This is a genomic window from Microbacterium sp. CBA3102, assembly GCF_007954505.1.
Classification (GTDB): Bacteria; Actinomycetota; Actinomycetes; order Actinomycetales; family Microbacteriaceae; genus Microbacterium; species Microbacterium aurugineum.
Window position 1 is genome coordinate 3,096,985 of record NZ_CP042412.1, and the last position, 17,449, is coordinate 3,114,433.

A 17,449-nucleotide genomic window follows, 5' to 3' on the forward strand; every position below is an offset into this window, starting at 1 on the left:
TCAGATCACTTCTCCTATCCAGGACGCGCCGGGGGGCGAGTCGAGCCATGCCTCGTCGGCGGGAAGCAGCTCCCAGGCGAAGGCGGGGGTGTCCGTAGTGCGGGTCGTCACCGACACCGAGTCGGTGTCCAGGTCGAACCGGATACGGGCGCTGATGCCGGTCTGAACCGGGGTGCCGTCGAGGATGATCGAGAGCGGCTGATCGGTCTGCTCCGCCCACGACGGGATGCCGGTGACGGTCACTTCCCGGCCTTTGCCTTGCGCCCGCTGAACAACGTGCTGGGCGCGCCCTGGCCCCGGATAGGGAGTGTTTCGCAGTTCGACCCGGAGCACCTTGGTCGGGCTGCCCGTCAGACTGTAAGCGTCAACGCGGCTCTGCTCGATGCCGTCGGCATCCGTCCACGTGTAGAGGTAAACGGCGGCGTCGAACCACGTCTCATCGTCGCGAGAGAGCTTCTCGTCGGCAGCGGTGATGTTCACCCCGTACCGCCACGACTGGGAACCTGCGGCCCGGTAGTCCTCGTCACGGAGCGAGAACAGTCGCCCCTCGTCGCACACGAGCCGCGTTCCCGTCATAAGCAACACCGGGTGCAGGAAGTCCATCGCCGAGACGCCGGCGGGCCACACGAGGGATTCAGGGTCGCGTTCGAGAACCGGGGTGCGCTTCGACGGCGACGCATTCGGATCACCAGACCACGCGTACGTGTACCCGCCACCGGCGCTGTCACCGTAGAACATGGGGATGCGCCATCGACCTTCATAGAGGATCGCTTGCACCCAGTGGTTCTGCCCCGACGAGTTACCAACGGTGGTCACCGACACGTAGGCGTACGCCGCACCGGGAGGTGCCTCGGCGTTGAGATAGAACTCCGTCCACGCGCCAATCGAGGTGACCTGAGCCGGGCTCGTCACGCTGCTGAAGTGACGACCGTTCTCGTCCCGGAAGCCCATCGTGATCGTCGTCGACCGGCCAGGATTGGACAGCATCCGCACCACCGTGCCGTACCGTCGACCGGGCGTCACCCGGCCCTCCTTCGTGGAAGAGGTACCGTCCCACCCGGCAACACCGACCGCCGACGAACCGGCCGCGGCGGTCCAGCGCACCGTACGATTGCCGAGCGCGGGCGCCGGGCTGTTGACCACGACCGACGTCAACGCGGACGCGCCCGTACCGGTCCAGTACCCCGCGGTGTTCGTGATGCCGGCGGGGTTGGAGTTTAGCAGCGAGACAGGCCAGAACGCGGTTACGTCAGCATCGAGCGCTCCCGGCTGCAGAACGGCCCCGATCTTCCCGAGCGCGTACTCCACCACGTCCCTGAGTGATGATTCCAGCGAGCGCGGTGTGATGTCCTCGTCGAGCTGGGCGAAGTCTGCGAGGAGGGCTTCGTCTGACGCGAGCTCCACCGACACGGTGCCGTCTGCCCGGTTCGGCGTCGTCGATCGGATGCCCAGATCGAACTCACGGAATCCCTCGGGCACCCATTCACCGCTGCCGTCCATGTGCCCCTGCCGAGTCGCTCCCACGGTGATCCGACGAGAGCCGCGCGGGTCAAGCTCATCAAGCAACGCCACATCCTCAACAGCCAGAGTCAGCGATGCCGTGACGTGCGGGATCGAACCCGCATCGAGCGTGATGCGTCCAGAGCGAAGCGACAGCTCCGCACCAAGATCGGTGCGCGCCGTGTAGACGTGCCGAGACACACTCGTCATACCGACACCTCCTGAAACGGCACCGTGATCGTCCACTGCCCGGCAGCCCCGAGCACCTCGCCGATGCTGCCGTTCGCGACCACGAACGACATTCCGACCTCGGGTACCTCGGCACTCACGAGGGTGAGCAGTTGCGGAAGCTCGAGCACCGAGCGCGCAGCCGTTGCAGCGGCCGCGGCATCGAACGTGAGGGTGAGAGTCCCCTGCCTCATGCTCGCGGGACGCAACGTAACATCGGGATCGGTGCGTCCCAGGATGTGATGCACGATCGTACGAACCTCGACGGAAGACTCCCAGGAGCTCACCGCCACGGGAGTGAGCGTGCCGGCAGAGTGATTGATGATCGTAGCCACTACCGGTCCCACCCCATGCTCGACGAGAACGCCTGATTCAACTTCGCCGTGACCGTCATCGTCCGCGGCCGAGTCAGGGCATCGAGATCCACACGCACCTGGTCCAAGCCGGTTACTCGTGCCTTGACGACGGCTTCCGTGCCGTCGACGGCGTTCACCTTGTCTTCGACTCGCTGGATGTCCGTGGTCGCCGTCTGGGTATCAGCGTTCACCGAGACCTCGACATCGCCAGGGAGCGCCACGATCTTGTTGCCGAGCGCATCGACCTCACCGGTGGCCGTACCTGCCTCTTGCGAGAGCTTGTACAAATACTCCGCCTGCGCATTCGCCGCGGTGGCTCCTTGCTCCAGCCCGCGCGCGACAGATGGGAGCACAGCGTCCAGCTCCTGTTGACGACCGATCGTGAGACCGGAAGCTGCTCCATTGTCGGCCCAGGCACGAGTGAGCTGGTCGAGCTTGTCTCCACCTTCGACGAGAGCATCGATCACATCGACCTGGTCCCACCCCGAGCCGACCGTCAGGTCGAGCACCTGCTTGAACTTCTCCTGGTCACTCGTCCACTCCTCGACCGCCCTCAGCTTGTCGGCCGCGTCGAATGCCGCCCCGATCCCATACGCGAAGTCGAACGCGGACTGGAGAGCTTCTTTCGACGCCTCGTCGATCTTGTTGAACTGGTCGACTGCGACGCCCAGACCCGCGGCCACCGCGATTCCAGCTGCGGCACCTGCGGGCCCGAAGCCTGAGAACGCGTTGGCCGCGACCTCCTGCGCGAGATCTGCGATCGACTCGAAGGAACCGTCGAAGCTCGCCGCCGTCTCCCGCGCGGATTGTTGGGCCTCCTCCTTGAAGTCCTTCACGCCGTCCTCGGCGCGCTCCATCCCGCGGCGGGCTTTGTCGCCGGCATCGCCAGCCTTGTCGCCGAGGTCTTTCGTCTCGCGCTGCGCGTCCTTCAACGCATCTTCGAGACGCTCGACGCTCCGCGAACTGTCGCGGCCTGCGTCGTCGGCGGCGTCGGCGAGGTCTTCGAGTGCGTCTTCGGCTTTCTCGAGCGGCTTGATCACGCCGTCGCGGATGCCCTGGTCGAATTGCTTCGCGTCGGCGGCGATCGCGATCTCGTGTGCGCGTGCCACGGCTACTTCCCTTCGAGCTTGTCGAGCATGGTGCGAACGGCGGTCTGGATCCACAGGGATGCGAACCGGACGATGGAGCGGGAGGCCGCGGGGTTGAACACGTGCCCGCCGCGCTTCGGTGCGGGGAACGCGGAACCGGCCCGGCGCGTGTAGACGGTGCCCTTGCGGGAGCGAGTCGTGATCTGCTTCTCCGGCCCCATCCCGTACTCGGCAGCGTGCGCGAGCCGAGAGACGGGCGTTCCGGAACGGAGCGTGCCGACCGATCCGGAGCGGAGGAACACGTTGCGCTGGGTGACGCCGACCCGACCGGACTTCACCAGCACCTGCTGTTGGAGACGGGTGCCGGCACCGTCGCGGAGCTCCTCGAACCAGATCGGTTGCGCCTCGCTCTTGGTCTCGGCGGCGATCTGCTTGCGAACGTCCTCGCTGACCGTGCGCATCGCGATCAGCATCGACCGCAAGGGCGAGTCGACGAGCAACGAGATGCGCACGGCCACGATCTACTCCGCCGGCGGCGTCGTCGGCGGAACGGGCTCGGGCTGGTCGATGCAGCCGAGGTTCCCGGTCGCCTGGTGCACGGACTTCGACGCCCCGCCGATCGCGCCCGCCTCGCAGACGACCTGGATGGACCATCCGAGCCCGCCGTCCTCGGGGGTGTACACGAACGTCTTGCGCTGGCCGTGCCACTCGATGAACTTCTGCGACAGCGACCCGACGGTAGTCCAGTCCTGGTTGTACGTGATCCCGGCGACCCACGCGGCGGGCCCGGCGAACTGCTGCACGCCGCCGCCGATGTCGGTCACGGATGCCTTGTCCGCGGTCGGGGTGAGGGTGAACGAGGTGACGGCGGCGGTGTAGTCGTCCTCCGCGCACACGAGCGTGCCTTTCGCGCCCATGTAGGCGACGTTGGGAACGGTGGTCATGATGTCCTCCTAGAGAGTGGTGAGAGCGATGAGACTGACCCGCCAGGACAGCGGGCCCGAGTCCTGACGGATCTTGCGGGCGGTGGACCATCCGAGATCGGAGGACGTGTCGAGTTCCTTGAGCAGCGGCACGATCTCGTCTTCGATCGCCGCCTCGGCCTCGCCGTCCGCGGTGCGCGGGTCGACGAGCACGAGATCGACCGTCGCGCACACCTGCCCGGGTGGGAGCTGTGCGCCCTCGGCGAGGGTGGACAGCTCGGTGAACTCGATGTAGACGGCGGGGACGAGGGAGACGTTCGCGGCGGTGAGGTCTTTGACGATCGCCCAGTCGTCCGGGAGCGCGGCCTCCAGCCGTGCTTTCAGTTCGTCCCGGACGGCGGGAATGCTAGAGAGCATGGGGCTTCCAGTCGATCGGGCGGATGACCGCCTTGATGGTGTTGTCTAGCGGGTAGGGGCGGAAGGTGAAGCCGTCTGGCCCTACCTCGCCGTCGCCGGTCGTGCGGCCAGCGTTCCAGAGGTTGCGGACCTGCATGAGCTGCGCGAGCACGTAGTTGTCCGGCGGGTCCGGCACCGGCTCCTCGGGGGGTTGAGGAGCCGGTGCCGGGGCGAATGCGATCACCTGGCCACGGGCGACGTTGAGCAGCATGCCGAGCAGCTCGGCGTTCTGCACCGGGGCGTCGACCCACGCGCCCTTGACGCGTTGCTGCGCCTCCGGCGTGTCAGCGGTGTACCAGGTGGCCACGATCAGGCGTCCGCGGTGCCGATGAGGACGAGCGCCTCGGGACGCTTCACGAACGTCTGCAGGTAGCCGTGCACGGCCTTGTCGATGCCACCGCGGGCGAGGTCGAGGGCATCGACTTCGAGGAGTCCGCCCGCGGGCCGGTCGAAGTCGATCGCGTACGACGAGCCGACGAGGCATGCACCGGTGTCTTCGATGCCGATGTCGCCGTTGACGACGTGCACGTTGCCGTCGACCGTGCCGTTGCCGGAGGTCGAGAGGGCGATGCTGACGAACGCGGGGAGGTTCTGATCGCCGCCGGCGGCGTAGATCAGCTCCTCGTAGTCGATGTCGTTGACGATCGCGAAGTCGGGGGTGTCGCGTCGGCCGTCTGCCTTGCGCTTCTTGACCGCGAGGATGCCCTGGATGAGGTGCTTGAGCGCGGTCGGGTAGTTGTCCGGCAGGGTGGGGCTGTTCGGCGCGATGGGTGCGCCAGCGGTTTCGACGGTGTACTCCAGCGCGAGCTCGTCCTGCCAGATGAAGTAGTCCTCCTGCTGGAGCGCGAGGAACGCGAGGATGAAGGCCATGCCGCCGTCGAGGTCCCAGAACTCGCGGCCGATGTCCTCGCCCATGGCCCACCGGTCGAGCACGCTCGCGTGCTCGGTGACGTGGCCCTTGTTCGACTTGATCGCGGTCTTGTTGCCCGGCCATGTGCCGTCCATCGGTGCGTTCTGTGGTGCACCGGCGGTGCCGCGCTTGACCTTCCAGCCCTTCTTTCCTCCGGCGGTGATGTCGGTGCCGGGGTTGAACAGGGTGATGTACTCCTGCACGTAGGGCACGCCCGCGCCGATGTCGCCCATCCAGTTGGGCTGGATGACGGGACCGGCGTCGCTGAGCACGATGTCGCTGAGCGCGGCGAGCACCTCGACGGATGCCTGAGCGGCGTTGCTGCGGTGTGCCTTCACGTCGGCCATGGCCTCCGCGATGGTCTGGATGCTCGGCCGCCGCGATGCCGTGGAGGCGTTGCCGCCGGCGTTGGTGAGAGTGCCGGGGACGGCCCCGGCCATGACGGTTTCCTGCTCGGCCACGGTGGCCTCCTGTTCGGTGTTGTCCGAGGTGACCTCGGTGTTGGTGGATGTGGTGACGGTGGTGGACTCGGTGCCGCCCTCGACGTCAGCGGTCGTGGTCACGGACTGGTAGGTGCGCTTGTACTTGCGGCCGTTCTCGTCTTCGTAGATGTACTCGGACTTGTCGAGCGACGTGATCTCCCCCTCGCCCTCGGCCGTTGCCTCGATCTCCTCGTCGTCGGCGAGTTCGGCGAGCACGCGGGCGGAGCGGAACGCTCCGGCGACGAGCTGCGCGGCACCGGTGAGGATGCCGTTGCGTGCGACGCGGGAGGAGTCGATGTCGGTCTTGAACTCGGCGGACAGTGCCCGGCGAAGTCCGTTGGGGTTGACGGCATCGGCGAGGGCGGAGTCGCCGGCAGGAGTCCGGGCGATGCTGAACGTCGCCATGATGCCCTGCGCGGTTTCCCACAGTCGCGTCGCGCGGCCGACTGGCTGGTAACGGTCGTGGTCGAGGTTGAGGGTGACGACGGACGGGTCAGCGGGCAGCTCGATCGAGCCGGCCTGGACGGTGAAGCGTCCGGAGCTGGTGCGCCCCTCCTCGTTGAATGGCAGGAGCAGCCCCGTCATGGAGCGCTCGTCGAGGCTGGCGAGTACCTCGCCGCCCTGGATAGTGATGTCGTGCATGGTCAGTCCTCGCTTGTCTGCTGGTCTGGCGGGTTGGGTGCGGTGAGGAACCGGGACGTGTCGACCCGGATCAGCTCCCCCGGCGCGCACACGTCGTCGAGGGAGAGGCGCGCGGCGATCGCGGCGGCGTACTTGGACAGCCCGAAGTCCCACATCTCGGACCGCTGTCCGCCGTTCTGCACGCCGGTGTAGCGCATCTCCGTGCCGCCACCGGAACCGCCTTGGCGGACGCCTTCGAGGACCGATGCGGGAAGACCGGCGTGGTTGGCGAGATCGAGGCGGTTCCCGTTGCGGCCAGACTCGAACAGGTCGGTGGGGAGCGTCCCGGCCGTCGTGTCGACGGTGACCCATTCGGGCTTCATGCCCGTGGCACCGCCCTTCGCGCTGCGCGCATTCTTGAACGTCTCGAGGAACTCGCGGCGCTCCTCCGGAGTCCACTGGTCCCACCGCTCGGCGGCGACAGTAAGCATGGTCAACGCGATGGGGTTGTCGATGCGATCGCGGTAGGCGTCGCGGATTCCGATCGCGTCTTGGATGTCCTCGATCGCGTCGACGAGCATGCCGTTGGACCCGTACCCGATGCGGATCGGAACGACGCGCTGCCGGTACTTCGGATTGATCTTGGCGTTGACACGGATCGCGCCGTCGTCCTCGATCTTCCACATCACGCGGGGGATGTGCATCGCGTCGGCCGGGAGCCCGTCGCTACCGAGTTCGAAGCCGATCGCGCCCCACCCCGACATGAACATGTCGGAGGTGACCGCCCAGCGCAGATCGTAGGGCGGGATACCGCTCCTGGTGTTCGTCAGCCACCCGGGCTGGGCCTCGAGACGCGGCGCTACCATCTCCCCAGTGTCGGGATCCTCCACCATGTTGTTGCCGTCGTGGGCGAACCACTGCATGTCAGCGATGACGCCGCACGTCAGGTCATGCGCTCGCTTGACGGCCGGGACACGGAGGGCCACTTCGCGCGTGATCGCATCCGTGGTGACCGGGAGCGCGTCGGCGACGAACAGCGATTGGATACTGTCCTGCGGCGAGTACCAGGACAGCAGACCGCTCGCCGCAGACGCGGCCGGGCCGAGGAACAGATCACGGAAGAATCCCACGCCTCAGAGAGTGGACCCGACCTTACACATTCATGATTTGCGTCGGCGTGTCGGCCGATTCAGGATGCCGTCTGGCGTACATCTTCGCCGCGTTGCGCGCCCGGTATTCCCCCGGGTGCACACGCCGTTCGTGATCACTTGCGCTCACGTGTCCGGAGCCGCGATCGGTCGCGAACGCATGCCAGTGAGGGCATGCCGTGCAGCCGATTCGGACGCCGCCGGCGGTCGCTTCGAGGCTGATCTTGGGTCGGATCATGGAGGGCTCCTAGAACTGGAATGCGTCGGTGGGCTTGACGGTGGTGGGCGCGTCGCCGAGGAACCGGAGCGCGAGCGCCGCCGCCTCCAGCGGCGTCACGTCCGCCTCGGGGTCGGACTTGGGTGCACCGAACCGGAAGGTGCCGTAGTTCCCGAACGCCTGACGCGTCGCGATGCGGGCGGCGCGGACGAGCTCGGGGTGCTCGAAGATGACCACGGTCTCCTCCTCCAGCGCACGCAGGAACCCGACCGTGGAGCCGGGGATGTCGGCCGGCGTCGTGGGCTTGAGCGGCGGCGCGGGGACCGCGGTCGCGAGTTTCTTCTCCGCGATCTCCTCCGTGAACCCGCGCTTGTCGTAGTGCAGCGTCTTCCCCGGGTGGCGGCGCATCCGGAGCAGCACCTCGGCATCGAACCCGGGAAGACCCTGCTGCCAGTGCCACAGCGCGACAGCACGCTTGCGGGGTGCGGCGTCCGCCCCGGCGAGCTTCTGCGCCGCGGTCACGAGATCCCCCGGCGGCTCGTAGTCCCACGCGATCGCGAGGGAGCCGTGCGTGCCGAGGTGGTGCACCTTCATCACCGCGGCGAACCGGTCCGGGACCGCGGGGAACGCCTCCCGGGTGAGCGCCCGCTCCAGGTGCGCGGGCGGGATCGCGACATCCGCCGCGCCCTCCGTGCCAAACTGTCCGCCGTACTCGATCAGGAAGTCGTCGAGCGAGAAGTCATCGAAGCTGTTCTGCGGGGCGTCGGTGAGGGTGGTGAATCCGAGGCCGGGGTGTGTGCGCTCGATCCACTCCCGCATCCGGCCGCCTGTCGCCCCGGTCTTCGGGTGCGGCTCGTCCGGCTCCCATGACACCAGCTCGGCGCGGTCGACCGTCTCGGGGATGCCGTGCCAGAGGACCGCGGCTTTCTTGTCGTGGAGCTTCTCCCACAGCAGCTGCCCGGTGCGCCACTTCTGCCCGGTCCCCGCGATCACGAACTGCGCACCGATCTTCGTGTCCATCGTCGGGATGACGGCGCGCTTGACATCGTCGCCCTGCTCGATGTCGGCCTCTCCGGCCTCGTCCCCGAACGCCATATCGAACCCGCCGGATCGGAACATGTCCCCGTTGGGGGTGCCGACCATGAGCAGCGAACCGGTATCGCGGAACTCCAGCAGCTCGCCGCCCTTCGACAGCCCGATACCGATCGGGCTCGTGCGCGGGTCCGGCCAGATCTTGCGCAGGTGCTTCACGATGTCCTCGCGGAACCGGTTCCCCGCCTTCTGCCCTGTCGTGAACATCGTCCACCCGACCGTGTAGTCCTCACGTGACCAGCACCGCCCGAGCATCACCGCTTGCACCGCGGTGGTCTTCGTGGAGCGACGCGGCTCGAAGATCACGTTCATGAACTTCCCCGCCGCGAGCAGGTCCGCGACCATGAGCTGCATCGGCGACGGCCCGTACCCGAGATCCCCGGCCCGCTGCCGCTCGTCGAGGCGGAGCAGCCGCGCCCCCTGGATGAACTCACCCCGCGACTGCGCCGTGGTCACGAGCGCGTCGAGCCGGATCGGCGTCAGGTGCTCGATCTTCGAACGCCATTCGAGCCACGTCCCCTCGTCCCACAGATCCGCGAGCGTCGGCGTTGCGTTGGTCATGCGAGTCTCCATCTCAGGGGGAAAAGGTGCTCTTGGAGCCGAAGGCGGGGGTGCGACCGATCCACAAAAAAAGAGCCTCGAACCACGGCGCGAGCCCCTCGACCGCCGCCGGCCGCACGCTCGTGCGTGGCCGCGCCGCACCGGACCGGCGGGCATTGGTCAGCGCCGCACCACGCCGTCCACCCTCGGACCTGTTGCACCGCACGCACTCGGGTGCGAGGTTCGATAGCCCGTGCCCGCCATTCGGGTCGAGGTGTCCCACGTCGAAGCGCTGGCCGGGATGGATCGGACACCCGCGCCGCCAGCACCGCACCTCGACGCCGAGCTTCCAGTCGCGACGCACGCGAGCGCGCACGACGGCCGCGTTGCGGATGTACTCGGGGTCGCGGTGCTTCGCGGTCATGATGCTCTCCGGTCGGGGTGGTCACGGTGGTCACGGTTGAATCCCTACTTCTCTCTCTTCTTTCCTTTACGCGAGAAGAAGTAGAGAGAAGGTGTGACCACCGTGACCAGCCCCCTCCCCCACTGGGATCGAAGCCGTGACCACAGGTGTGACCGCACCGTGACCACAACCGTGACCACCCGCCATTGTCAGAGCGAAGCTCCTCATTCCGAGGGGCGCGGGGAGCGGGGGTCACGGTTCCCGGTCGCACCTGGCCCGCCTGTACCGTCGCCATGGTCATGCCTCCACGCCGGCCGGGACGTAGACCCGGATGCCCTGGTAGTGCTGCACGCGGCCGCCCGCGATGCGGGGCCGGATCTTCGTGATGCCGAGGGGGCGGAGGCGCTGGCCGAAGGTGATCGCGGACAGGGCCGCTACGCCGTTCGCGCGGCACCAGCGGGTGTACGCCTTGTACACGTCCGAGCACGACGAGGAGGTCTCCGCGTCTAGCTCGACGTTCTCGTCGTCGTCGAGCCACACCATGAACGGGTCAGCCTCATCGTGCATGCGGGTGGTAGCCTCCCGTGCGGCCTCGGGGGCGGCGAACCGGCCGCGGGCCATGAGTCGCCGGAGTCCCTCCATCGCCTCGTTGAAGATGCCGGGGATGTCGTCGTGGAGGACCGACTCGTCGAACACGGGAGCGCCCTCGGTGTCGTTCTCGACCTTGTTCGGGAACTCGATGACCATCCACCGCCGACGCCACCCATACGAGCTATCCGAGGTGCGGAAGAACTCGTTCGCGGCGAAGATCGGCACCGCGTAGGGCACGAACTCAAACGCCTGGCCGTGCTTGCGTGACGCGCTGATCGAGTCGCCACCCGTGATCTCTTTCAGGATCTGCGGATCAGACAGGAACTTCGAGGAGAGGTCACCCGAGATGTTGGCCGTCTTGCCGTAGAGGTTCGATGACGCGAAACGGTCCTCGACGAGCTGGTGCAGCGACACGGACGAGTAGTTGACCTTCCCGAGCATCGCGCGCAACAGGCGCAGGAACGTGCCCTTGCCGTCGCCACCACCTCCGTAGAGCAGGATGATCTTCTGCAGCGGGTTACCGGTCATGAGGAGGTAGCCGAGCACCTCCCACACGTGCCGGAGCATTTCCTCATCGTCACCGAACACGACCCGCAACCAGGCGCGGAACTCGTGAGGGAGCGCGATCGCGTCATGCGTGATCGGGAGCTTCGTCAGGGCGCCGAGCATCTCCGTATGCGGGGTGAGACGATCCTCACGCCACCAATAGACGCCGTTCTCGAGAACGATGTGATCCAGGTACCCGCGCGGGAGCTCCGGGAGGCCCACCTCGGGAAGCTCGATGTTCAACAGGTGCGCGGCCGCTTGCGACTCCACGTTCTTCGTGTACGACGCGCCGAGCGCCTTCGCGCACCGACGCGTGACCACGGTCGAGTCGCGCACGTACACGCCGTCGCGGTACTCGTACAGGTCGCCCGCGAAATCGCGCCCGAGCTTCGTGGGCTCGTGCGCGATGTCGTCCGCGAGCAGCGTCGCATCGAAACGATCAGTCGTCGGATTCAGGAAGCTCGGCAACCGTAGCCACCTCCTCCGAGATCCGCACGCCGCACCGTGAGCACGCCCAGACCCGTCGCAGGGTCAGGACGTGCTTACCCTCCGCCTCGTCGACGTTGAGGATGCGGGTCAGCGCAGGGGCGTGGATGCCGAACAGACACGCGAGGCCGGTCACGGCTGACCACCAAACTCGACATCTGCCGGAACGCCGTACGAGTGCGCTCCCTCGTGTCCGGGTGCGCGCCCGCAACTCATTGCGGAGTAGTGCGGATGCGGTTCGCCACAGCGTCTCCCAACCTCGACATCTCCGGGCGTGTAGCGCGCGCGGACCTCGGCGGGCGTCTCGACGCCAAGCACTTCGGCGCGCAGATCGTCCAGGATGCGCATCGTGCGCTCGGTGAAGCAGTCCTGACGCACGAGCCGATCCACTGCGAGGTCGACGCCGCGCAAGACCGGGTCGGTGGCGATCGGATTGGACTCGCCCTTGAATCGACGCTCAGGCATCGTGGCTCCCAACCTCGTGGTTGGGAGTCCGGGCGTCGGCGCGGTCGTGGACCCAGCACCCGAGCCGGTACGCGAGGTACGCCCCGATGACGATCAGCAGATGGGAGCCGTTGATGATCACGAGTCGGCCTCTTCCGCGATCGCGAGGGCGAGCATCCCGATAGCGCGGCGGGCGTCGTCGAGCTGCACGCGGATGGACTCGTGGTCGTATCCGACCGTGTTCGGCTTCTCGGGCAGGTACCCGAGGTAGAACTCGATCTGGTGGATGTTGTTGAGAACCGCCCGGAGGTCACTCCACATCGACACCAGGCGGTGCGACGGTCGGAGATTCTTGATCTGCGCGAACGACGCCTCAACGTCGCGCATCACCTCGTCGTTCTCACGCTGTCCGGCCATAGCCATGCTCCGTTCTCGTCGAGTCCCTTGGTCGCCCGATGACGCATCTCGTCGATCTCCTCGGGCGTGTAGTTCGCCTTCATGTACCAGTGGTCGCGGTCGACCGTGACCGCGTGCAGCTCCGCCGTCAGCCGCTCGATCTCCGCACGCATGAAGAGGAAGCTCTCGTGCGAAATGTGCGGCCGCACCGGGGCATGCGGCAGGGTCCGATGCGTACTCATCGCCGGTCACGCTGCATCCCACGGCTCGCGCGAGAGGATCGCCTCGATGTCCTCGGCCGCGTAGCGGCGCTGCGTGCCGCCAGGACGGATCGCGCGAATGTCTCCGCGATCCGCGAGACGCGAGACGGTCTTTGTCGTCACGCCCAATGCGCCCGCGGCTTCGGCCGGTGTGATCCAAGTGCACGAGGTCGGCTCAGAATCCGGAAGCTGACTTTTTGGCATGTTCGGGACAGTAGCAGACAAATTGGCAGTAATGGGAATTTCAGTAAACACTCAGGCGGAATGTCCGCTTTGTCCGCTAGTGTTCCCGTATGAGCACAGTGAGCCCGATTCGGACTAGTGAGCCGATCGACGTCGTCGTAGGCCGCCGCATCCACACTCTGATGTGGGAGCAGCGAGTCAAGAACAAGGACATCGCCGAGCTACTCGGCATCGAGGCGACCGGCGTCGGCAAGAAGCTGCGCGCTGAGCAGCGCTTTAGCATCGAGCAGCTCGTAGCGATCGCGGCACACCTGCGCACGACTGTGGGCTACCTCGTCGGCGAGACGAGTGCTCCGAATCCGGTGGGCCCTGCCGGGATCGAACCGACGACATCCACGGTGTAAACGTGGCGCTCTACCAGCTGAGCTAAAGGCCCTGGTGCCGTCAGTCTATCGGGAGGCCGATGCGCACCCGTGTCGTGGAAGAGGGATAGGCTGAATCCGGCGCGCGTTGTGCACAGCTGACAAGGCTGCCCGTGTCGCTTCCCGTTTCCTTGGCATGACCTGCCAGCTTGACGAAAGGTTCCCCCGTGACCGTGCACGACCAGGATCCGTACTCCCAGGGCCCCCTCGACAGCGATCCGGAGGAGACCGGCGAGTGGCAGCAGTCCCTCGATGAGCTGGTGGATGCCAAGGGCCACGGCCGCGGCCGCGAGATCATGCTCAGCCTGCTCAAGCGTTCCAAGGAACTGCACCTGGGCGTGCCGATGGTCCCGACGACGGACTACATCAACACGATCGCCCCGGAGAACGAGCCCGAGTTCCCGGGTGACGAAGAGGTCGAGCGCCGCTATCGGGCCTGGATCCGCTGGAACGCTGCGATCACGGTGCACCGCGCACAGCGCCCCGGCATCGGCGTCGGCGGTCACATCTCGACGTATGCCTCGTCGGCCGCTCTCTACGAGGTCGGCTTCAACCACTTCTTCAAGGGCGCTGACAACCCCGGCGGGGCCGACCAGATCTTCATCCAGGGTCACGCCTCCCCCGGCACCTACGCACGGTCGTTCCTCGAGGGACGCCTGAGCGAGGACCAGCTCGACGGTTTCCGTCAGGAGAAGTCGCACGCGCCGTACGGCATCCCCTCCTACCCGCATCCGCGTCTGATGCCGGAGTACTGGCAGTTCCCGACCGTGTCGATGGGCCTCGGCCCCATCAATGCGATCTACCAGGCGATGTCGAACAAGTACCTCGAGAATCGCGGCATCAAGGACACCTCCCAGTCGCACGTCTGGGCGTTCCTCGGCGACGGTGAGATGGACGAGGTCGAGAGCCGCGGTCAGCTCCAGGTGGCAGCGAACGAGGGACTCGACAACCTGACCTTCGTCGTGAACTGCAACCTGCAGCGTCTCGACGGTCCGGTGCGCGGCAACGGCAAGATCGTCCAGGAGCTCGAGTCGTTCTTCCGCGGCGCGGGCTGGAACGTCATCAAGGTCGTCTGGGGCCGCGAGTGGGACGATCTGCTCGCGCGCGACACCGAGGGTGCGCTGCTCAACCTGATGAACGTCACCCCCGACGGTGACTACCAGACCTACAAGGCCGAGTCCGGCGCGTACATCCGCGAGCACTTCTTCGGACGCGACGAGCGTGCCGCCGCCCTCGTCAAGGATTACTCCGACGACGACATCTGGAACCTGAAGCGCGGAGGCCACGACTACCGCAAGGTCTACGCCGCGTTCAAGGCCGCGACCGAGCACAAGGGCAAGCCCACCGTCATCCTCGCGAAGACCGTCAAGGGCTACGGCCTCGGTCCGCACTTCGAGGGGCGCAACGCGACCCACCAGATGAAGAAGATGACGCTGGACAACCTCAAGACGTTCCGCGACGCGATGCACATCCCGATCACGGACGCGCAGCTCGAGGAGAACCCCTACCTGCCGCCCTACTATAACCCGGGGCCCCAGGACGAGACGATCCAGTACATGCTCGAGCGCCGTCAGGCTCTCGGCGGATTCCTCCCCGAGCGCCGGTCGACCCATGTGGGTCTCTCGCTGCCGGACGACGCCGCGTACGCGCTTCCCAAGAAGGGCTCCGGCACCCAGGAGATCGCCACGACCATGGCTTTCGTCCGTCTGCTGAAGGATCTCCTCCGCACGAAGGACTTCGGCCACCGCATCGTGCCGATCATCCCCGACGAGGCACGCACGTTCGGTATGGACGCGTACTTCCCGACCGCGAAGATCTACAACCCGAACGGCCAGCACTACACCTCGGTCGACCGCGAGCTGCTCCTCGCCTACAAGGAGAGCCCGCAGGGGCAGATCGTGCACGTCGGCATCAACGAGGCGGGCGCGGTCGCGGCATTCACGGCTGCGGGAACCTCGTACGCCACCCACGGCGAGCCGCTCATCCCGATCTACATCTTCTACTCGATGTTCGGCTTCCAGCGCACGGGCGACGCCCAGTGGGCGGCGGGCGACCAGATGGCCCGCGGGTTCATCATGGGCGCGACGGCGGGTCGCACCACCCTCACGGGTGAAGGCCTGCAGCACGCCGACGGTCACTCGCACCTGCTGGCCGCCACCAACCCGGCGACGCTCTCGTACGACCCTGCCTACGGCTACGAGATCGCGCACATCGTGCGATCCGGCATCGACCGCATGTACGGCGGCGAGCACGAGGACCCGAACGTGATGTACTACATCACGCTCTACAACGAGCCCCTCGTGCAGCCGGCTGAGCCGGAGAACGTGGACGTGGACGGCATCGTGCGAGGCATCCACCGCGTGTCGGTCGGCGAGGGCGACGGTCCCCGCGCCCAGCTCTTCGCGTCGGGCGTCGGCCTGCCGTGGGCGCTCGAGGCGCAGGAACTCCTGAAGAACGACTGGGGTGTGATCGCCGATGTCTGGTCGGTCACCTCCTGGACCGAGCTGCGTCGTGACGGCCTCGCCGCCGACGAGCACAACTTCCTGCACCCCGAGGCCGAGCCGCGCACCGCGTACCTCACCGAGAAGCTGCAGGGCGCCGAGGGTCCGGTCGTCGCCGTGAGCGACTTCATGCACGCCGTGCAGGATCAGATCCGCCCGTGGGTTCCGAACCGCTTCGCCACGCTCGGCGCCGACGGCTTCGGTTTCTCCGACACCCGTGCCGCGGCACGACGGTTCTTCAAGATCGACGGACCGTCCATCGTGGTCCGGACGCTGCAGTCGCTCGCCGAAGAGGGGACGATCGACCGTTCGCTCGCGGCACAGGCGATCCAGAAGTACAGCCTGCACGACGTGAACGCGGGAACCAGCGGCAACGCGGGCGGCGAAAGCTGAGCCCTCGGTGACAGGATCCTCTCCTTCCGGCATGGACAAGGCCGCGACGCTCACCTGGCTGCGCCGGATCTCCGGTGACATCGCCTCGGTGACGATCAAGCGCCTGGAGGACACCCTTCCGTGGTACGCCGACATGCCACCAGCCCGCCGCTCCGCGGTCGGGCTGGTGGCCCAGGCGGGCATCACGTCGTTCATCCAGTGGTATGAGGATCCGACCTCCACCCCGTGGATCGCGGCCGACATCTTCGCCGCCGCTCCCCGGGAGCTGTTGCGCAGCGTCAGCCTCCAGCAGACGCTGCAACTCATCCGCGTGACGGTGGAAGTCACCGAGGAGCGCGTCGCCGGGCGCGGGAACGACCTGCGCGAGGCGATCCTGCTCTACTCCCGCGATGTCGCCTTCGCGGCGGCCGACGTGTACGCCAGGGCCGCGGAGGCCCGAGGGCTCTGGGACGCACGTCTCGAGGCCCTCGTCGTCGACTCGATCCTCACCGGTGAGGCCGACGAAGAGCTTCCGAGCCGCATCGCTGCGCTCGGGTGGCACGGTCACGGCGAGGTCGCTGTCCTCGTCGGTACGACACCGCCGCAGTTCGACGTGGACCTGGTCCGCCGAACCGCCAGGAAGCTCGCCGTCGATGTCCTCATCGGCGTGCAGGGATCCCGTCTCGTGCTCGTCCTCGGACGCGCACGCGTGGACGGTCAGGAGAACGAGGAGGAGGAACTCGGGTTCCAGGAGATCGCCTCCCGCCTCGAGCCGTCCTTCGGGCCGGGCTACGTCGTCCTCGGGCCCCCCGTGGCCGCACTCGTCGATGCGAGCCAGAGCGCTCGGGCCGCCCTCGCCGGGTTCGCGGTCGCGCGTGCCTGGCGCGGTGCTCCGCGCCCCGTCGAAGCCGATGATCTGCTGCCTGAGCGGGCGCTCGCCGGAGATCCGCTCGCGAAGCAGACCCTGATCGAGCGGATCTTCCGCCCCCTGCAGGCGCATTCGACCGATCTGGTCACCACGCTCTGGAGCTACCTCGACAACGGACGCTCCCTCGAGGCGACGGCGCGCGAGCTCTTCGTGCACCCCAACACCGTGCGCTATCGCCTCAAGCGCGTGAGCGAAGTCATCGGTTGGGACGCCACGGGGCCCCGCGAGGCGCTCATCCTGCAGACCGCCCTCATCCTCGGATCCATCGGCGCCGCCGAGCAGGTGCGCAAGCGGGCGCCGCTGCGACGCCCGCAGCGCTGAGTCCGTCCGCCGCCGTTCTGTACGCCACACACAAG

Annotated in this window: 22 protein-coding genes and 1 tRNA gene; 3 read left to right on the plus strand and 20 right to left on the minus strand. The window is 67.1% G+C overall.

Annotated features, from left to right (window positions below; translation table 11 throughout):
- From FGL91_RS14830 to FGL91_RS19130, 19 genes are all read right to left on the minus strand, one after another.
- The gene (locus tag FGL91_RS14830) at positions 1-1,710 is read right to left on the minus strand and encodes a hypothetical protein (RefSeq protein WP_153244186.1); all 1,710 of its coding nucleotides are present in this window, start codon (positions 1,708-1,710) and stop codon (positions 1-3) included.
- Complete coding sequence (locus FGL91_RS14835) at positions 1,707-2,063, minus strand: hypothetical protein (RefSeq protein WP_153244187.1); 357 nt, start codon at positions 2,061-2,063, stop codon at positions 1,707-1,709. The genes FGL91_RS14830 and FGL91_RS14835 overlap by 4 nt, the downstream gene beginning before the upstream one ends.
- Positions 2,063-3,193, minus strand: coding sequence for a hypothetical protein (locus tag FGL91_RS14840; RefSeq protein ID WP_153244188.1), 1,131 nt, complete (start codon positions 3,191-3,193; stop codon positions 2,063-2,065). The genes FGL91_RS14835 and FGL91_RS14840 overlap by 1 nt, the downstream gene beginning before the upstream one ends.
- Positions 3,194-3,195: 2 nt before the next feature.
- Positions 3,196-3,690 carry a hypothetical protein gene (locus FGL91_RS14845; RefSeq protein ID WP_153244189.1) on the minus strand — a complete coding sequence of 165 codons (495 nt, stop codon included), beginning with the start codon at positions 3,688-3,690 and terminating at the stop codon, positions 3,196-3,198.
- Positions 3,691-3,693: 3 nt separating this feature from the next.
- Entirely contained in the window at positions 3,694-4,116 is a 423-nt protein-coding gene (locus tag FGL91_RS14850) for a hypothetical protein (protein ID WP_153244190.1), read from the minus strand.
- Between the two features lie 9 nt (positions 4,117-4,125).
- The gene (locus FGL91_RS14855) at positions 4,126-4,512 is read right to left on the minus strand and encodes a hypothetical protein (protein WP_153244191.1); all 387 of its coding nucleotides are present in this window, start codon (positions 4,510-4,512) and stop codon (positions 4,126-4,128) included.
- Positions 4,502-4,858, minus strand: coding sequence for a hypothetical protein (locus FGL91_RS14860; RefSeq protein WP_153244192.1), 357 nt, complete (start codon positions 4,856-4,858; stop codon positions 4,502-4,504). Before FGL91_RS14860 ends, FGL91_RS14855 begins: the two co-directional genes overlap by 11 nt.
- A gap of 2 nt (positions 4,859-4,860) precedes the next feature.
- Positions 4,861-6,585 (minus strand): hypothetical protein, encoded by a 1,725-nt coding sequence (locus FGL91_RS14865; protein ID WP_153244193.1) that lies wholly within the window; start codon positions 6,583-6,585, stop codon positions 4,861-4,863.
- A gap of 2 nt (positions 6,586-6,587) precedes the next feature.
- Entirely contained in the window at positions 6,588-7,694 is a 1,107-nt protein-coding gene (locus FGL91_RS14870) for a hypothetical protein (RefSeq protein WP_153244194.1), read from the minus strand.
- A gap of 22 nt (positions 7,695-7,716) precedes the next feature.
- Positions 7,717-7,950, minus strand: coding sequence for a hypothetical protein (locus FGL91_RS14875; protein ID WP_153244195.1), 234 nt, complete (start codon positions 7,948-7,950; stop codon positions 7,717-7,719).
- A 9-nt stretch (positions 7,951-7,959) separates the two neighbouring features.
- Positions 7,960-9,582 carry a hypothetical protein gene (locus tag FGL91_RS14880; protein WP_153244196.1) on the minus strand — a complete coding sequence of 541 codons (1,623 nt, stop codon included), beginning with the start codon at positions 9,580-9,582 and terminating at the stop codon, positions 7,960-7,962.
- 13 nt (positions 9,583-9,595) lie between these two features.
- Positions 9,596-9,985: a hypothetical protein gene (locus FGL91_RS14885; RefSeq protein ID WP_153244197.1), complete on the minus strand. Its 390-nt coding sequence runs from the start codon at positions 9,983-9,985 to the stop codon at positions 9,596-9,598.
- A gap of 276 nt (positions 9,986-10,261) precedes the next feature.
- Positions 10,262-11,569, minus strand: coding sequence for a DNA primase family protein (locus tag FGL91_RS14890; RefSeq protein ID WP_153244198.1), 1,308 nt, complete (start codon positions 11,567-11,569; stop codon positions 10,262-10,264).
- Complete coding sequence (locus tag FGL91_RS14895) at positions 11,541-11,723, minus strand: hypothetical protein (RefSeq protein ID WP_153244199.1); 183 nt, start codon at positions 11,721-11,723, stop codon at positions 11,541-11,543. Before FGL91_RS14895 ends, FGL91_RS14890 begins: the two co-directional genes overlap by 29 nt.
- Positions 11,720-12,052 (minus strand): hypothetical protein, encoded by a 333-nt coding sequence (locus FGL91_RS14900; protein ID WP_153244200.1) that lies wholly within the window; start codon positions 12,050-12,052, stop codon positions 11,720-11,722. Before FGL91_RS14900 ends, FGL91_RS14895 begins: the two co-directional genes overlap by 4 nt.
- Positions 12,045-12,173, minus strand: coding sequence for a hypothetical protein (locus FGL91_RS19265; protein WP_265491354.1), 129 nt, complete (start codon positions 12,171-12,173; stop codon positions 12,045-12,047). Before FGL91_RS19265 ends, FGL91_RS14900 begins: the two co-directional genes overlap by 8 nt.
- The gene (locus FGL91_RS14905) at positions 12,170-12,448 is read right to left on the minus strand and encodes a hypothetical protein (protein WP_194239237.1); all 279 of its coding nucleotides are present in this window, start codon (positions 12,446-12,448) and stop codon (positions 12,170-12,172) included. Before FGL91_RS14905 ends, FGL91_RS19265 begins: the two co-directional genes overlap by 4 nt.
- Positions 12,418-12,669 carry a hypothetical protein gene (locus FGL91_RS14910; RefSeq protein ID WP_153244202.1) on the minus strand — a complete coding sequence of 84 codons (252 nt, stop codon included), beginning with the start codon at positions 12,667-12,669 and terminating at the stop codon, positions 12,418-12,420. The genes FGL91_RS14905 and FGL91_RS14910 overlap by 31 nt, the downstream gene beginning before the upstream one ends.
- A gap of 6 nt (positions 12,670-12,675) precedes the next feature.
- Positions 12,676-12,891 carry a helix-turn-helix domain-containing protein gene (locus FGL91_RS19130; protein ID WP_153244203.1) on the minus strand — a complete coding sequence of 72 codons (216 nt, stop codon included), beginning with the start codon at positions 12,889-12,891 and terminating at the stop codon, positions 12,676-12,678.
- A 161-nt stretch (positions 12,892-13,052) separates the two neighbouring features.
- On the opposite strand from FGL91_RS19130, the gene FGL91_RS19410 reads away from it, so the two are divergent.
- Positions 13,053-13,274, plus strand: a complete 222-nt coding sequence (locus FGL91_RS19410; protein WP_227992081.1) for a helix-turn-helix domain-containing protein — start codon at positions 13,053-13,055, stop codon at positions 13,272-13,274.
- Here FGL91_RS19410 and FGL91_RS14925 read toward each other — a convergent pair.
- A tRNA-Val gene (locus tag FGL91_RS14925) sits at positions 13,234-13,306 on the minus strand. The two genes, FGL91_RS19410 and FGL91_RS14925, sit on opposite strands and share 41 nt — an antisense overlap.
- Before the next feature lie 153 nt (positions 13,307-13,459).
- On the opposite strand from FGL91_RS14925, the gene aceE reads away from it, so the two are divergent.
- Together aceE and FGL91_RS14935 are read left to right on the plus strand one after the other, a co-directional pair.
- The gene (gene aceE, locus FGL91_RS14930) at positions 13,460-16,186 is read left to right on the plus strand and encodes a pyruvate dehydrogenase (acetyl-transferring), homodimeric type (protein WP_131491152.1); all 2,727 of its coding nucleotides are present in this window, start codon (positions 13,460-13,462) and stop codon (positions 16,184-16,186) included.
- A gap of 31 nt (positions 16,187-16,217) precedes the next feature.
- Entirely contained in the window at positions 16,218-17,414 is a 1,197-nt protein-coding gene (locus FGL91_RS14935; protein ID WP_047520064.1) for a PucR family transcriptional regulator, read from the plus strand.
- Positions 17,415-17,449 lie beyond the last annotated feature (35 nt).

Bases quoted from the DNA above. Each gene is read 5' to 3' on its own strand.
- FGL91_RS14875 (WP_153244195.1), bottom strand. From the start codon at position 7,950: ATGATCCGACCCAAGATCAGCCTCGAAGCGACCGCCGGCGGCGTCCGA.
- FGL91_RS14935 (WP_047520064.1), top strand. From the start codon at position 16,218: ATGGACAAGGCCGCGACGCTCACCTGGCTGCGCCGGATCTCCGGTGAC.
- FGL91_RS14905 (WP_194239237.1), bottom strand. From the start codon at position 12,448: ATGGCCGGACAGCGTGAGAACGACGAGGTGATGCGCGACGTTGAGGCG.
- FGL91_RS14885 (WP_153244197.1), bottom strand. From the start codon at position 9,985: ATGACCGCGAAGCACCGCGACCCCGAGTACATCCGCAACGCGGCCGTC.
- FGL91_RS14880 (WP_153244196.1), bottom strand. From the start codon at position 9,582: ATGACCAACGCAACGCCGACGCTCGCGGATCTGTGGGACGAGGGGACG.
- FGL91_RS14900 (WP_153244200.1), bottom strand. From the start codon at position 12,052: ATGCCTGAGCGTCGATTCAAGGGCGAGTCCAATCCGATCGCCACCGAC.
- FGL91_RS14855 (WP_153244191.1), bottom strand. From the start codon at position 4,512: ATGCTCTCTAGCATTCCCGCCGTCCGGGACGAACTGAAAGCACGGCTG.
- FGL91_RS14850 (WP_153244190.1), bottom strand. From the start codon at position 4,116: ATGACCACCGTTCCCAACGTCGCCTACATGGGCGCGAAAGGCACGCTC.
- FGL91_RS19130 (WP_153244203.1), bottom strand. From the start codon at position 12,891: ATGCCAAAAAGTCAGCTTCCGGATTCTGAGCCGACCTCGTGCACTTGG.
- FGL91_RS14910 (WP_153244202.1), bottom strand. From the start codon at position 12,669: ATGAGTACGCATCGGACCCTGCCGCATGCCCCGGTGCGGCCGCACATT.
- FGL91_RS19410 (WP_227992081.1), top strand. From the start codon at position 13,053: ATGTGGGAGCAGCGAGTCAAGAACAAGGACATCGCCGAGCTACTCGGC.
- FGL91_RS14830 (WP_153244186.1), bottom strand. From the start codon at position 1,710: ATGACGAGTGTGTCTCGGCACGTCTACACGGCGCGCACCGATCTTGGT.
- FGL91_RS14865 (WP_153244193.1), bottom strand. From the start codon at position 6,585: ATGCACGACATCACTATCCAGGGCGGCGAGGTACTCGCCAGCCTCGAC.